Origin of the sequence: Nonomuraea lactucae (assembly GCF_003313395.1) — a bacterium.
Classification (GTDB): domain Bacteria; phylum Actinomycetota; class Actinomycetes; order Streptosporangiales; family Streptosporangiaceae; genus Nonomuraea; species Nonomuraea lactucae.
This window is the reverse complement of the sequence record NZ_QNFZ01001002.1, coordinates 1-13,236: the sequence shown is the minus strand read 5'-3', so window position 1 is coordinate 13,236 and position 13,236 is coordinate 1. Positions and strand designations below refer to the sequence as shown.

The following is a 13,236-nucleotide window of genomic DNA, read 5'->3' as shown; positions in this document are numbered from 1 at the left end:
CGCCCACTGCCGCGCCCGCGGCCTGCGCGCCGAGTCCGTCTGCGAGCGACCCGTCCCCGGCGAGTCCTCCGAGCCGGGCGCCGCCCTGAGGGCCGTGGCCCGCGCCGACCTCATCGCGTGCTGCACCACCGCAAGGGAGCCGCTGTTCCCCGGACGGCTGCCCCGCGACGGCTCGGCCGTCGTCGCCGTCGGCTCCCACGAGCCCGGCGCCCGCGAGCTCGACGGCGACCTGGTCGCGCGGGCCACGCTTGTGGTGGAGGCGCGGTCGGCCGCGCTGGCCGAGGCCGGAGATGTGATCATCCCCATCCGGGACGGTACGATCACCACTGGTCATCTCGCCGGGAACCTCGCCGAGCTGATCTCCGGCCGCCTGGTCCCGGGCCCCGGCCCCCGCGTCTTCAAGAGCACGGGCATGGCCTGGGAGGACCTGGTGGTCGCGGCGGCCGCCTACGAGGCCTGGCACGCGGGGAGGGGATGAGCGGATGGAGCACCGGCTCGACCTGCCGGCGGTGGGCGAGCGGCAGAGCCTGCGCGAGCAGGTCGCGCACGCGCTGCGCGCCGCGCTGATCACCGGGGAGATGCGTCCCGGGGTGGTCTACTCGGCGCCGACGCTGGCCCAGCAGTTCGGCGTATCGGCCACGCCCGTCCGCGAGGCTATGCTCGACCTGGCCAAGGAGGGCCTGGTCGAGGCGGTGCGCAACAAGGGCTTCCGGGTCACCGAGCTGTCCGACCGCGACCTGGACGAGCTGACCGAGCTCAGGCGGCTCATCGAGGTGCCCACCGTGACCCGCCTGGCAGGCGCCGCGCCCGCCGCCGACCTCGAGCGGCTCCGGCCCGTCGCCGAGGAGATCGTCTCCGCCGCCGAACGCGCCGACCTGCTCGCGTACGTGGACGCCGACCTGCGCTTCCACGTGGAGCTGCTCTCCCTGTCGGGCAACGCCCACCTGGTCGCCGTGGTCAAGGACCTGCGCAACCGGGCCCGCCTCTACGGCCTGTCACGGCTGCCGGTGCCGACACTGACCGACTCGGCCCGCGAGCACCTGGCCCTCCTCGACGCGCTCGAACGCGGCGACCCCGAGGCCGTGGGCCGCATCATGGGCGAGCACATCCAGCACGTGAGAGGCATCTGGGCCCACCCCGCCGGCCCCTGACCGGGGCTCCGGTCGCGGCTCAGCCGGATCCGGCGGCGCGGGTGGAGCCGAGGCTGGCGGCCACGATGCAGACGATCGCCGCCCACTGCCGCACCTGCAGGATCTCGCCCAGCAGCAGCACCCCGATCAGGGCGGCCGCCGCGGGCTCCAGGCTCATCAGGACGCCGAACACCCGCTTCGGCATCTGCCGCAGCGCCTGCAGTTCCAGCGAGTACGGGATCACCGACGACAGCAGACCCACGCCCAGCCCGATCAGCAGCAGCTCCGGCCGCAGCAGGTCCGCACCGCCCGTCGTGATGCCCACCGGGGCGATCACCACGGCCGACGCCACCATCGCGAAAGACAGCCCCGACGTCCCCGGGAAGCGCTGCCCCGCGGCGGCGGCCAGCAGGATGTACCCCGCCCAGCAGGCGCCCGCCACCAGGGCGAACCCGATGCCGGCCCAGCTCACCGCCTCCGTCCCGCCCCACGGCGCGAGCAGCGCGATGCCGAGCCCGGCCAGCCCGACCCACACCAGGTCGAGCCGCCGCCGCGACGCGGCCACCGCCACGCCCAGCGGCCCCAGGAACTCGATCGCCACCGCGATCCCCATCGGCAGCCGGGACAGCGCCTCGTAGAACGACAGGTTCATCAGCGCCAGCGTCGCGCCGAAGCCCAGCCCCACCGCCCAGTCGCGCCACGACAAGCCCTTCAGCCGTGGCCGGGCGACGGCTCCCATGATCAGCGCGCCCGCCATGATGCGCAGGAACACCACCGCGCTCGGGGGCAGCGCCGCGAACAGCTCCTTGGCGAACGCCGCCCCCAGCTGAACGGAGAAGATGCCCAGCAGCACCAGCCCGGACGGCGGGATGGAGTCGGCCGCCGCGCGCAGCAGGCCGCCCGGTCTCGGCAGGCGCGAACGGCGGTCGAAGGGGTCGTCAAGGGCGAAGTCGGTCACAGGACTCCTCGTGCGACAAAAGGAACCCGACAATTACCCACTTAAGGTAGTAGTGCCGGCAGCCGGATCACCGTACGGCCCCAGCCGGAGGGCTCACTCCCAGCGGAAGGTGCGCGAGGCCAGCGCGAGTGACACGACCGCCCACCCGGTGAGCACGGCCAGCGCCCCCAGCGGGAGCACCGCGCCCCCCGCCAGCACGGCCCGGAGCCCGCCGGCGAGCGCGGAGATCGGCAGCAGCTCCAGCACCGGCCGCACGCCGGCGGGGAACTTCGACAGCGGGAAGATCACCCCGCCCGCGCCCAGCAGCACCAAGTAGACCAGGTTGGCGGCGGCCAGCGTCGCCTCGGCCCGCAGCGTGCCCGCCATGAGCAGCCCCAGCCCGCTGAAGGCGGCGGTGCCCGCCAGGATCAGCAGGGCCGCCGCCGGGAACGACCCGTGTGGCCGCCACCCGAGCGCCAGCGCGACCGCCACGATCACCACGACCTGGATGAGCTCCACCGCGATCACGGCGGCCGTCTTGCCCAGCAGCAGCCCCGCCCGGGAGAGCGGCGTCGCGCCGAGCCGCTTGAGCACGCCGTAGCGTCGCTCGAAGCCGGTCGCGATGGCCTGTCCCGTGAACGCCGTCGACATCACGGCGAGCGCCAGCACCCCCGGCGTCAGGAAGGCCACCCGGCTGCCCCCGCCGATGTCGACCAGCGGAGCCAGGGAGAACCCGGCCAGCAGCAGCACCGGGATGATCATCGTGAGCAGCAACTGCTCGCCGTTGCGCAGCGTCGCGCGGACCTCCGCGCCCGCCTGGGCGAGCACCATGCGGGGGAACGGCGCCGCGCCCGGCGCGGGAGTCAGGTCGAGCGCGGTCATCGCAGCTCCCTGCCGGTCAGCTCCAGGAAGACGTCCTCCAAGGTGCGGCGCTCGATGCGCAGGTCGTCGGCCGTGACGCCCTCGGAGGCGCACCACGCCGTCACCGTGGCGAGCAGCTCGGGCCCGACCAGGCCCTCGATGATGTAGTGGCCGGCGGGCGACTCCTTGGCCGCGCTGCCCGCCGGCAGCGCGTTGAGCAGCTCCTCCAGCGTCAGGCCCGGCCGGGCGCGGAAGCGGAGCTGCCGCTCCGCGCCGGTCAGCGTGGCCGGGCTGCCCTCGGCCACCACCTTGCCCCTGTCGATGATCACCACGTGGTCGGCCAGCCGCTCGGCCTCGTCCATGTGGTGGGTGGTCAGCACCACCGACACGCCCGCGCCGCGCAGCTCGCCCACCAGCTCCCAGCAGGCGTGCCTGGCCTGCGGGTCGAGCCCGGCCGTCGGCTCGTCGAGGAAGACCAGCTCCGGCCGCCCGATGACGGCCGCGGCCAGCGACAGCCGCTGCTGCTGCCCGCCGGAGAGCCGGCGGTAGGGCGTGCGGCCGTGCTCGGCGAGCCCCAGCCGCAGGAGGAGCGCCCCCGAGTCGAGGGGACGGGCGTAGAAGCGGGAGACCAGGCGCAGCCACTCGGCGCAGCGCGTCGCGGGCGGAACGCCGCCCGACTGCAGCATGACCCCCACCCGCGGCCGCAGCGCCGGGTCGGCGGGCGGCTCGCCCAGCACGCGGACGGTGCCGGCGTCGGCCTTGCGGAACCCCTCGCAGATCTCGATCGTGGAGGTCTTGCCGGCGCCGTTGGGACCCAGCACGGCGGTCACGGCCCCGCGCTCGGCACGCAGGGACAGGCCGTCCACCGCTGTGGTGCCGCCGTAGCGCTTGACCAGGCCGATGATCTCGACGGCTGGGAGGTCCATGGCCACGAGTCTAGGGACTGCGGGGACCGGTCAGGCTCGCAGCCCGTGGTGGCCGGATATGGACACGGGTTTGCCGCGACATTTGCCGACGGGGGGCACATGGGGGTGAAAGTCTGAGAACGAGATCCACGCACCAGGAGGTTCCCATGTCACAGCGCAGCGGGTACGAGCCGGGCGTTCCGTGCTGGGTTGATCTGTCGAGCACCGACGTCGACGCATCCGTACGTTTCTACGGCGAGGTCTTCGGCTGGAGCGCCGAGATGATCGACGACCCCGAGGCCGGAGGCTACGGGCAGTTCGTCCACGACGGCAAGAAGGTCGCGGGCGTGGGACCTGTGTTCAACGAAGGCATGCCCTCCGTCTGGAACACCTACGTCGCCACCGAGGACGCCGCCGCCACCGCCGACCGCGCCAAGAACGCGGGCGGCACCGTCGTCATGGAGCCCATGCAGATCTTCGAGGAAGGCCGGATGGCCATCTTCCAGGGGCCGGACGGGGCGTTCGTCTCGGTCTGGGAGGCGGGCCGGCACAAGGGAGCCGAACTGGTCAACGAACCGGTCTCGTTCTGCTGGAACGAGCTGGTCACCCGCGACGTGGCCGCCGCCGAGCGGTTCTACCAGACCGTCTTCGGCTGGACCCCCAACCCGCAGGAGATGGACGGCGTCACCTACACGGAGTGGCAGGCGGGCGGCAGGAGCATCGCGGGCATGATGGAGATGTCCCCGAACTACCCGCCCGAGACGCCCTCCCACTGGATGGTCTACTTCGCGGTCGCCGACCTCGACGACACCATCGCCAACGCGACCCGCCTCGGCGCGAACGTCCTCATCGACTCGATGGAGGCGCCTCCCGGCAGGTTCGGGATGTTCATCGACCCGCAGGGCGCGGCCGTCTCGGTCATCCAGCTCACCGAGACCCAGTAACGGTCAGTAAAAATTCGGCAAAATCCCCTGGGCCCTCGCGTGCCTCGCCGCCGCCCGCGAAGGGCCGAGGTGTACGCGCATGTCCAACGCGCGTGCGGCTGTTCGCCGCGCGGGCGGGCGCCGCGACGTCCGCCATGCCGTTCCATGCCGTCCGCCATGCCGCCCGCCATGCCGTCCGCCGCGACGTTCGCCGGGCGAGGCAGGGCAGCGAATCCGCAGGTTAGGTAAGCCTTGCCTGCGTGAGAAATTGCATTGACCGCCTTCCCCGAACCGTTTGTGAACCGGGAAGGAATTACGGCACACTGATGTTGTCAAATACAGGGAGCCAGCCCGACGCGGTCAGCGGGGCGGGGCGCCAGAGCAAGCCCCCGCGACGCGAACGAGGAGTGGTGAGCGACCGATGAAGCACGTGCCCACGATCGAGCCAGGCAGCGAGCGCAGCACCCGCGCCCGTGTCGCCCGGCTGATCCTTGAGCACGGTCCCGTAGCGGCGGCCGCGCTGGGCGAGCGGCTCGGGCTCACGCCCGCCGCCGTCCGCCGTCACCTCGACGCGCTGCTGGCCGACGGGATGATCGAGCCTCGGACGGTGGGACCGCGCGGCCAGCGCGGGCGAGGGCGACCGGCCAAGCTGTTCGCCATCACCGACGCGGGGCGCAGTGCTTTCGAGCACGCCTATGACGATCTGGCCGGGAGCGCGCTGCGCTTCCTGGCCGAGCGCATGGGCGAGGAAGCCGTGGCCGACTTCGCCCGCGCGCAGGTCTCCGGCCTGCTGCGGCGGCTGGAGCCGGTCATGCGGACGGTGCCGGCCGACCAGCGCGTGGAGGTGCTGGCGCAGGCGCTGTCGGCGGAGGGTTACGCTGCCTCGGCCAGCAAGGCCAAGTCCGGCGGTGACCAGCTCTGCCAGCACCACTGCCCGGTGGCGCACGCGGCTGCGGAGTTCCCGCAGCTGTGCGAGGCCGAGACGGAGGCGTTCGCGCGGCTGCTCGGCACCCCGGTGCAGCGCCTGGCCACGATCGCCCACGGCGACGGGGTCTGCACCACGCACGTGAGCCCGCAATCGCTGGGTGAAACCGCACATAGAGACACAAGCAAGGAGACCGGAAGGTGACTGTCACCGACCGCCCGGAGCTGGAAGGCCTCGGGAATTACAAGTTCGGCTGGGCCGACCCGGATGCCGCCGGCGCGGCGGCCAAGCGTGGCCTGTCCGAAGAAGTCGTGCGCAACATCTCCGCGCTCAAGAACGAGCCGGAGTGGATGCTCGACCTTCGCCTGAAGGGCCTCCGCCTGTTCGACAAGAAGCCGCTGCCCACCTGGGGCTCCGACCTCAGCGCCATCGACTTCGACAACATCAAGTACTTCGTGCGCTCGACCGAGAAGCAGGCCACGTCCTGGGACGAGCTGCCCGCCGACATCAAGAACACCTACGACAAGCTCGGCATCCCCGAGGCGGAGAAGCAGCGCCTCATCGCCGGTGTCGCCGCCCAGTACGAGTCCGAGGTCGTCTACCACAAGATCCGTGAGGACCTCGAGGAGAAGGGCGTCATCTTCGTCGACACCGACACGGGCCTGAAGGAGCACGAGGACCTCTTCAAGGAATACTTCGGCTCCGTCATCCCCGTGGGCGACAACAAGTTCGCCGCGCTCAACACCTCCGTGTGGTCCGGCGGCTCGTTCATCTACGTGCCGCCGAACGTCGAGGTCGAGATCCCGCTGCAGGCCTACTTCCGGATCAACACCGAGAACATGGGCCAGTTCGAGCGGACCCTGATCATCGTGGACGAGAACAGCTACGTCCACTACGTCGAGGGCTGCACCGCGCCGATCTACTCCTCCGACTCGCTGCACTCCGCGGTCGTCGAGATCATCGTGAAGAAGAACGCCCGCTGCCGCTACACGACCATCCAGAACTGGTCCAACAACGTCTACAACCTGGTCACCAAGCGCGCCGTCGCCTACGAGGGCGCCACCATGGAGTGGATCGACGGCAACATCGGCTCCAAGGTCACGATGAAATACCCTGCCGTCTACCTGATGGGCCGGCACGCCAAGGGCGAGACGCTGAGCGTCGCGTTCGCCGGCGAGGGCCAGCACCAGGACGCCGGGTCCAAGATGGTGCACCTGGCGCCCGACACCAGCTCCAGCGTCATCTCCAAGTCGGTGGCGCGCGGCGGCGGCCGCACCTCCTACCGCGGCCTCGTGCAGATCGAGGAGGGCGCGCACGGCAGCGCCAGCACGGTCAAGTGCGACGCGCTCCTGGTCGACCAGATCAGCCGCTCCGACACCTACCCCTACGTCGACGTCCGCGAGGACGACGTGTCGATGGGCCACGAGGCCACGGTCTCCAAGGTCAGCGAGGACCAGCTGTTCTACCTCATGAGCCGCGGGCTCGACGAGGACGAGGCGATGGCGATGATCGTGCGCGGCTTCGTGGAGCCGATCGCGCGCGAGCTGCCCATGGAGTACGCGCTCGAGCTCAACCGGCTGATCGAGCTGCAGATGGAAGGAGCCGTCGGCTGATGGGCCTGAACGAGAAGCCCCACGAGCCCATTGCGCGCCTCCAGCACGAGACCCTGCAGGGGAAGGCGTCGTACGACCTGGCCGACTTCGAGGTGCCGACCGGGCGCGAGGAGGCGTGGCGCTTCACGCCGCTCTCCCGCCTGAAGGGCCTGCACAACGGCACGGCCCAGGTCACCGGCCAGGTGGTCACCCAGGCCTACACCCCGGCCGGCGTGAGCGCCGAGTGGGTCGGGCGCGAGGACGCGCGCATCGGACGGGCGTACGTGCCGGCCGACCGGGTCAGCGCGCAGGCCTACAGCGCCTTCGAGAAGGCGCTGGTCGTCACCGTGCCCAAGGAGGCCGTGCCCGGCGAGCCCATCCGCATCGAGGTGCGGGGCGGCGGCGCCGAGGGCGCGTCCTACGGCCACATCGTCGTCAGGGTCGAGCCGCTGGCCGAGGCCGTGGTGATCATCGAGCACCAGGGGCGCGCGGTCTACGCCGACAACGTCGAGTTCGTCGTCGGCGACGGCGCGTCCCTGAAGGTCGTCAGCCTGCAGGAGTGGGACGACGACGCCGTGCACGTCTCCCACCACCACGCCCAGCTCGCCAAGGACGCCACCTTCCGCAGCTTCGTGGTGACCCTGGGCGGCGACCTGGTGCGCCTGTCGCCCAGCGTCTCCTACACCGCCCCCGGCGGCGACGCCGACCTGGCCGGCGTCTACTTCGTCGACGCCGGCCAGCACCTGGAGCACCGCCTGCTGGTCGACCACTCCCAGCGGAGCTGCCGCAGCCACGTCGACTACCGCGGCGCCCTGCAGGGCCAGGACGCCCACGCGGTCTGGATCGGCGACGTGATCATCAGGGTCGAGGCCGAGGGCACCGACACCTACGAGCTCAACCGCAACCTGATCCTGACCGACGGCGCCCGCGCCGACTCGGTGCCCAACCTGGAGATCCTCACCGGCGAGGTCGCCGGCGCGGGTCACGCCTCGGCGTCGGGCCGCCTCGACGACGAGCACATCTTCTACCTCCAGGCCCGCGGCATCCCGTTCGACGAGGCCCGCCGCCTGGTCATCCGGGGCTTCCTCGGCCAGCTCATCGAGCGGATCGAGGTCGACGAGATCCGCGAGCGCGTCATGGACGCGGTGGAGGCGGAGCTCGCCCGATGAGCAACGAGTACATCAACGACGGCGCGGACGAGCACGTGAAGGTCTGCCGCGTCGACGACATCCCCGACGGCGGGGTCCTCGGCGTCGAGGTGGGGCAGACCCCGGTCGCGCTCGTCCGCAAGGGCTCTGAAGTGTTCGCCCTGCACGACGTCTGCTCCCACGCCGAGGTCAAGCTCAGCGAGGGAGAGGTCTACGACGGCACGCTGGAGTGCTGGCTGCACGGCTCGTGCTTCGACATCCGCACCGGCAAGCCCACCGGGCCACCCGCGACCCGCCCCGTGCCCACCTACACAGTGAAGATCGACGGCGATGACGTCCTCGTCTCGCTCTCGAAGGAGTCATAAGCACATGTCCACCCTTGAGATCCGTGACCTGCACGTCGCCGTCGAGGACAAGGAGATCCTGCGCGGCGTCAACCTCACCGTGAGGTCGGGCGAGACCCACGCCATCATGGGCCCCAACGGCTCCGGCAAGTCCACCCTGGCCTACGCCATCGCCGGGCACCCCAAGTACACGATCACCGCCGGCCAGGTCCTCCTCGACGGCGTCGACCTGCTCGAGCTGTCCGTCGACGAGCGCGCCCGGGCCGGCCTGTTCCTCGCCATGCAGTACCCGGTCGAGGTCCCCGGCGTGTCGGTGTCCAACTTCCTGCGCTCCGCCGTCACCTCGATCCGCGGCGAGGCCCCCAAGCTGCGCGAGTTCGCCAAGGACCTCAAGAACGGCATGGACGCCCTGTCCATCGACGCCTCCTTCGCCCAGCGCAACCTCAACGAGGGCTTCTCCGGCGGCGAGAAGAAGCGCCACGAGATCCTCCAGCTCGAGCTGCTCAAGCCGAAGATCGCGGTGCTCGACGAGACCGACTCCGGCCTCGACGTCGACGCGCTGCGCGTGGTGTCCGAGGGCATCAACCGCTTCCGCGCCACGGGTGACACGGGCGTCCTGCTCATCACCCACTACACCCGCATCCTGCGGTATGTGAAGCCCGACTTCGTCCACGTCTTCGCCGGCGGCAGGATCGTCGAGGAGGGCGGGCCGGAGCTGGCCGAGAAGCTCGAGGCCGAGGGCTACGAGCAGTACACGAAGGCGACTGCATGACTTCCACCAGCTTGGACGTGGAGAGGATCCGGAAGGACTTCCCGGTCCTCTCCCGCGAGCTGCCCGGCGGGCGCCGGCTCGTCTACCTCGACTCCGGAAACTCCTCCCAGAAGCCCGCCCCGGTCGTCGAGACCGTGCGCGAGCACCTGTCGATGCACTACAGCAACGTCGGGCGCGCGATGCACGTGCTCGGCGCGGAGTCGACCGAGGCGTACGAGAGCGCGCGCGACAAGGTGGCCGCGTTCATCGGCGCGCCCTCGCGCGACGAGGTGATCTTCACCAAGAACGCCTCCGAGGCCCTCAACCTGGTCGCCTACTCCTTCGGGCAGCACCTGTGGGGCCCCGGCGGCACGGGTGACGCCGGGGCCGATCCCCGTTTCGCGCTCGGACCCGGGGACGAGGTCGTCATCTCCGAGATGGAGCACCACTCCAACATCGTGCCGTGGCAGCTGCTCGTCCAGCGCACCGGCGCGACGCTGAAGTGGTTCGGCGTCACCGACGACGGCAGGCTCGACCTCTCCGACCTCCCCCAGCTGATCACCGAGCGGACGAAGATCGTCTCGATCGCGCACCAGTCCAACGTGCTCGGCACCGTCAACCCGGTCGCCGACGTGCTGCGGCGCGCTCGCGAGGTGGGCGCGCTGGTCATGCTCGACGCCTCCCAGTCGGTGCCCCATCACCCCGTGAACGTCGCCGAGCTGGGCGTCGACTTCGTCGCCTGCACCGGCCACAAGATGCTCGGCCCCTCGGGCATCGGCGTCCTCTGGGGACGGGCCGAGCTGCTGGAGGCCATGCCCCCGTTCATGGGCGGCGGCGAGATGATCGAGGCGGTCTGGATGGACCACTCGACGTACGCGCCGATCCCGCACAAGTTCGAGGCGGGCACCCCGCCGATCGTCGAGGCCATCGGTCTCGGCGCGGCCGTCGACTACCTCCAGGGCGTCGGCATGGCCGCCGTCGAGACGCACGAGCGCGAGCTCACGGCGTACGCGCTGGAGGCCCTGCGCGAGGTGCCCACACTCCGGCTCATCGGCCCCGACTCGCTCGAACGGCGCGGCGCCACCCTGTCGTTCACCCTTGAGGGGATCCACCCGCACGACGTCGGGCAGATCCTCGACGACCAGTTCGGCATCGCCGTGCGCGTCGGTCACCACTGCGCGCGGCCGTTGCACCTGAGGTTCGGAATACCAGCCACCACGCGGGCGTCGTTCTACCTGTACAACACCACGGGCGAGATCGACGCCCTGGTGCGCGGCCTCCACCACGTTCAGAAGGTGTTCGCATAGCCATGATCGGCGAGTCGATGTACCAGGAGCTGATCCTGGAGCACTACAAGCACCCGCAGGGGCGGGGGCTGCGCGAGCCGTACGACGCCGAGGTCCACCACGTGAACCCGACGTGCGGCGACGAGATCACGCTCCGGGTCAAGCTGGGCGACGGTGGCAAGGTCGAGGACGTCTCCTACGAGGGGCAGGGCTGCTCGATCAGCCAGGCCGCGGCCTCCGTGCTGCACGAGCTGGCCACCGGCTCCTCGGTGGAGGAGACGCTGTCGGTGGTCGACGAGTTCACCCGCCTCATGCAGGGCAGGGGGCAGGTGGAGGCCGACGAGGACGTGCTCGGCGACGCGGTGGCGTTCGCGGGCGTGGCCAAGTTCCCCGCCAGGGTCAAGTGCGCGCTGCTGTCCTGGATGGCCTACAAGGACGCTGTAGTGAGGAGTGCCAGCTGATGAGCAAGCCGGTGGAGACGCCGACCAGGTTCGACGGTGACGCCACCGTCGAGGAGGTCATGGAGGCGCTCAGGGACGTCGTGGACCCCGAGCTCGGCATCAACGTCGTCGACCTCGGCCTGGTCTACGGGCTCAACCTCGACCCCGGCGAGGGCGGCCGTCCGGTGGCCACCATCGACATGACGCTGACCAGCGCCGCCTGCCCGCTGACCGACGTGATCGAGGATCAGGCGCACTCCGCGCTCGATGGTATGGTCTCCGATGTGAAGATCAACTGGGTCTGGCTCCCGCCGTGGGGGCCCGACAAGATCACTGACGAGGGCCGCGAGCAGCTCCGTATGCTAGGCTTCAACGTCTGATCTCTGCGGTACGGTCGGCACCCGAGTGCCGGCCGCTCCAGCGCGCCACGGTCCGATAGCGGGGCCAGTCGGGGAATACACGGTGTCTTCCCCGCGTTGGCGCGACGTGCACCTGACGCACCCAAGTGCGTTTCGCCGCCTGCGGCCGGCAAGCGGGTGCGCGTAGACGGCCTGTGAGTCGGTGACTGTCGACCAGGCCGGTCCCCACCCCAGCGGGTGCCGATCACCCGCGCATGCACCTGAGTACGGCTGCCGCCGTACGTCCTGGCTCGTCCTTTCGCAGAAGTGACGCGCCACTTCGACTGAAAGGCACGACTTTCGTGACCATGCTTGATGCCGTCCTGCCCGAGCTCGCCCCCGAGCAGGGCCTGTCCGAGTTCGAGCTGCTGGGTCTTCCCAAGCCGCTCGTCACCGGGCTGGCCAGGCAGGGCATCGACAGCCCGTTCCCCATCCAGAGCGCCACGATCCCCGACGTCCTCGCCGGCGGTGACGTGCTCGGCCGCGGCCAGACCGGCTCCGGCAAGACCCTGGCCTTCGGCCTGCCCACCATGGCCCGCATCGCCGGCGTCAAGCCCGCGCCCGGCCGTCCCCGCGCGATGATCCTCGTTCCCACACGCGAGCTGGCCCTCCAGGTGCACGACGCGCTCGAACCGCTCGGCCGCGGCCTCGGCCTGCGCATGAAGGTCGTCGTCGGCGGCATGTCCATGGGCAAGCAGATCGAGGCGCTGCGCCGCGGCGTGGACGTCGTCATCGCCACCCCCGGCCGCCTCGGCGACCTCATCCGCCAGGGCGAGTGCTCCCTGTCCGAGGTCGAGGTCAGCGTCCTGGACGAGGCCGACCACATGTGCGACCTCGGCTTCTTCCCCGTCGTCACCGAGCTGCTCGCCCAGACGCCGGCCGACGGGCAGCGGCTGCTGTTCTCCGCCACGCTCGACGGCGACGTGGACAAGCTGGTGCAGCGCTTCCTGAAGGACCCGATCACCCACTCCGTGGCCCCCGCGACCTCCCCGGTCGACACGATGGAGCACCACGTGCTGCAGGTCACGCGCGACGACAAGTTCGACGTGACCGCCGAGATCGCCAACCGTGAGGGCCGTACGATCATCTTCGTCCGCACCCAGCACGGCGTCGACCGGCTCTGCAAGCAGCTCGCCAGGGTCGGCGTCAGGGCCGGCGGCCTGCACGGCGGCAAGCGCCAGAACCAGCGCACCCGCATCCTCGCCGAGTTCCGCGAGGGCGTCATCGGCGTGCTCGTCTGCACCGACGTGGCCGCCCGCGGCATCCACGTCGACAACATCAGCCTCGTGCTGCACGTCGACCCGCCGCAGGACCACAAGAGCTACCTGCACCGCGGTGGCCGCACCGCCCGCGCCGGCGAGAAGGGCACCGTCGTCACGCTGGTGCTGCCCAACGAGCGCCGCTCCACCGAGCAGCTCACCCGGCGGGCCGGCATCCACCCGTTCCGCCTCAAGGCCACCCCGGGCCACCCGCGGGTCGCCGAGGTGACCGGCGCCCGCACGCCCAGCGGCGAGTCCATCCCCGTCTGGGAGCCCGACGTCCGCAAGCCGCTGCGCCCCCGCCGCGAGGGCGGCCACGGCGGCCACGGTGGTGGCG

At 71.0% G+C, this 13,236-nt stretch carries 14 protein-coding genes and 1 pseudogene; 12 read left to right on the top strand and 3 right to left on the bottom strand.

Annotated elements, in window-relative coordinates; translation table 11 throughout:
* Both DQW85_RS36285 and DQW85_RS36280 read left to right on the top strand, forming a co-directional pair.
* Positions 1–478 (top strand): annotated as a pseudogene (locus DQW85_RS36285) (ornithine cyclodeaminase family protein); the annotation flags it as partial.
* Positions 479–482: 4 nt separating this feature from the next.
* Positions 483–1,151: a GntR family transcriptional regulator gene (locus DQW85_RS36280; RefSeq protein ID WP_113704269.1), complete on the top strand. Its 669-nt coding sequence runs from the start codon at positions 483–485 to the stop codon at positions 1,149–1,151.
* A 19-nt stretch (positions 1,152–1,170) separates the two neighbouring features.
* Here DQW85_RS36280 and DQW85_RS36275 read toward each other — a convergent pair whose 3' ends face one another.
* The 3 genes from DQW85_RS36275 to DQW85_RS36265 all read right to left on the bottom strand — a co-directional run bounded on the left by DQW85_RS36275 (position 1,171) and on the right by DQW85_RS36265 (position 3,854).
* A complete protein-coding gene (locus tag DQW85_RS36275) occupies positions 1,171–2,088 on the bottom strand; it encodes an EamA family transporter (RefSeq protein ID WP_113704268.1) in 918 nt (305 codons plus the stop codon).
* Positions 2,089–2,181: 93 nt separating this feature from the next.
* Positions 2,182–2,949, bottom strand: coding sequence for an ABC transporter permease (locus DQW85_RS36270; protein WP_113704267.1), 768 nt, complete (start codon positions 2,947–2,949; stop codon positions 2,182–2,184).
* Positions 2,946–3,854, bottom strand: coding sequence for an ABC transporter ATP-binding protein (locus tag DQW85_RS36265; protein ID WP_113704266.1), 909 nt, complete (start codon positions 3,852–3,854; stop codon positions 2,946–2,948). The genes DQW85_RS36270 and DQW85_RS36265 overlap by 4 nt, the downstream gene beginning before the upstream one ends.
* Before the next feature lie 146 nt (positions 3,855–4,000).
* Here DQW85_RS36265 and DQW85_RS36260 point away from each other — a divergent pair, with 146 nt between their 5' ends.
* From DQW85_RS36260 to DQW85_RS36215, 10 genes are all read left to right on the top strand, one after another.
* The gene (locus DQW85_RS36260) at positions 4,001–4,777 is read left to right on the top strand and encodes a VOC family protein (protein WP_113704265.1); all 777 of its coding nucleotides are present in this window, start codon (positions 4,001–4,003) and stop codon (positions 4,775–4,777) included.
* A gap of 400 nt (positions 4,778–5,177) precedes the next feature.
* The gene (locus DQW85_RS36255; protein ID WP_113704264.1) at positions 5,178–5,885 is read left to right on the top strand and encodes a helix-turn-helix transcriptional regulator; all 708 of its coding nucleotides are present in this window, start codon (positions 5,178–5,180) and stop codon (positions 5,883–5,885) included.
* A complete protein-coding gene (gene sufB / locus DQW85_RS36250) occupies positions 5,882–7,294 on the top strand; it encodes a Fe-S cluster assembly protein SufB (protein WP_113704263.1) in 1,413 nt (470 codons plus the stop codon). Before DQW85_RS36255 ends, sufB begins: the two co-directional genes overlap by 4 nt.
* On the top strand, positions 7,294–8,442 hold the full coding sequence (gene sufD / locus DQW85_RS36245; RefSeq protein WP_113704262.1) for a Fe-S cluster assembly protein SufD: 1,149 nt from the start codon (positions 7,294–7,296) through the stop codon (positions 8,440–8,442). The genes sufB and sufD overlap by 1 nt, the downstream gene beginning before the upstream one ends.
* Positions 8,439–8,786 carry a non-heme iron oxygenase ferredoxin subunit gene (locus DQW85_RS36240; RefSeq protein WP_113704261.1) on the top strand — a complete coding sequence of 116 codons (348 nt, stop codon included), beginning with the start codon at positions 8,439–8,441 and terminating at the stop codon, positions 8,784–8,786. Before sufD ends, DQW85_RS36240 begins: the two co-directional genes overlap by 4 nt.
* Before the next feature lie 4 nt (positions 8,787–8,790).
* A complete protein-coding gene (gene sufC / locus DQW85_RS36235; protein ID WP_113704260.1) occupies positions 8,791–9,537 on the top strand; it encodes a Fe-S cluster assembly ATPase SufC in 747 nt (248 codons plus the stop codon).
* Positions 9,534–10,823 carry a cysteine desulfurase gene (locus tag DQW85_RS36230; RefSeq protein WP_113704259.1) on the top strand — a complete coding sequence of 430 codons (1,290 nt, stop codon included), beginning with the start codon at positions 9,534–9,536 and terminating at the stop codon, positions 10,821–10,823. Before sufC ends, DQW85_RS36230 begins: the two co-directional genes overlap by 4 nt.
* 2 nt (positions 10,824–10,825) lie before the next feature.
* A complete protein-coding gene (sufU, locus tag DQW85_RS36225; RefSeq protein ID WP_113704258.1) occupies positions 10,826–11,263 on the top strand; it encodes a Fe-S cluster assembly sulfur transfer protein SufU in 438 nt (145 codons plus the stop codon).
* Complete coding sequence (locus DQW85_RS36220) at positions 11,263–11,622, top strand: metal-sulfur cluster assembly factor (protein ID WP_113704257.1); 360 nt, start codon at positions 11,263–11,265, stop codon at positions 11,620–11,622. Before sufU ends, DQW85_RS36220 begins: the two co-directional genes overlap by 1 nt.
* Positions 11,623–11,948: 326 nt before the next feature.
* A partial coding sequence (locus tag DQW85_RS36215; RefSeq protein ID WP_162795661.1) for a DEAD/DEAH box helicase occupies positions 11,949–13,236 on the top strand: 1,288 nt, incomplete at its 3' end.

Excerpts from the sequence above, each read along its gene's own strand:
- DQW85_RS36270 (WP_113704267.1), bottom strand. The coding sequence starts at position 2,949 with ATGACCGCGCTCGACCTGACTCCCGCGCCGGGCGCGGCGCCGTTCCCC.
- DQW85_RS36230 (WP_113704259.1), top strand. The coding sequence starts at position 9,534 with ATGACTTCCACCAGCTTGGACGTGGAGAGGATCCGGAAGGACTTCCCG.
- DQW85_RS36255 (WP_113704264.1), top strand. The coding sequence starts at position 5,178 with ATGAAGCACGTGCCCACGATCGAGCCAGGCAGCGAGCGCAGCACCCGC.
- DQW85_RS36240 (WP_113704261.1), top strand. The coding sequence starts at position 8,439 with ATGAGCAACGAGTACATCAACGACGGCGCGGACGAGCACGTGAAGGTC.
- DQW85_RS36220 (WP_113704257.1), top strand. The coding sequence starts at position 11,263 with ATGAGCAAGCCGGTGGAGACGCCGACCAGGTTCGACGGTGACGCCACC.
- DQW85_RS36260 (WP_113704265.1), top strand. The coding sequence starts at position 4,001 with ATGTCACAGCGCAGCGGGTACGAGCCGGGCGTTCCGTGCTGGGTTGAT.
- sufC (WP_113704260.1), top strand. The coding sequence starts at position 8,791 with ATGTCCACCCTTGAGATCCGTGACCTGCACGTCGCCGTCGAGGACAAG.
- sufU (WP_113704258.1), top strand. The coding sequence starts at position 10,826 with ATGATCGGCGAGTCGATGTACCAGGAGCTGATCCTGGAGCACTACAAG.
- DQW85_RS36280 (WP_113704269.1), top strand. The coding sequence starts at position 483 with ATGGAGCACCGGCTCGACCTGCCGGCGGTGGGCGAGCGGCAGAGCCTG.
- DQW85_RS36265 (WP_113704266.1), bottom strand. The coding sequence starts at position 3,854 with ATGGACCTCCCAGCCGTCGAGATCATCGGCCTGGTCAAGCGCTACGGC.
- sufD (WP_113704262.1), top strand. The coding sequence starts at position 7,294 with ATGGGCCTGAACGAGAAGCCCCACGAGCCCATTGCGCGCCTCCAGCAC.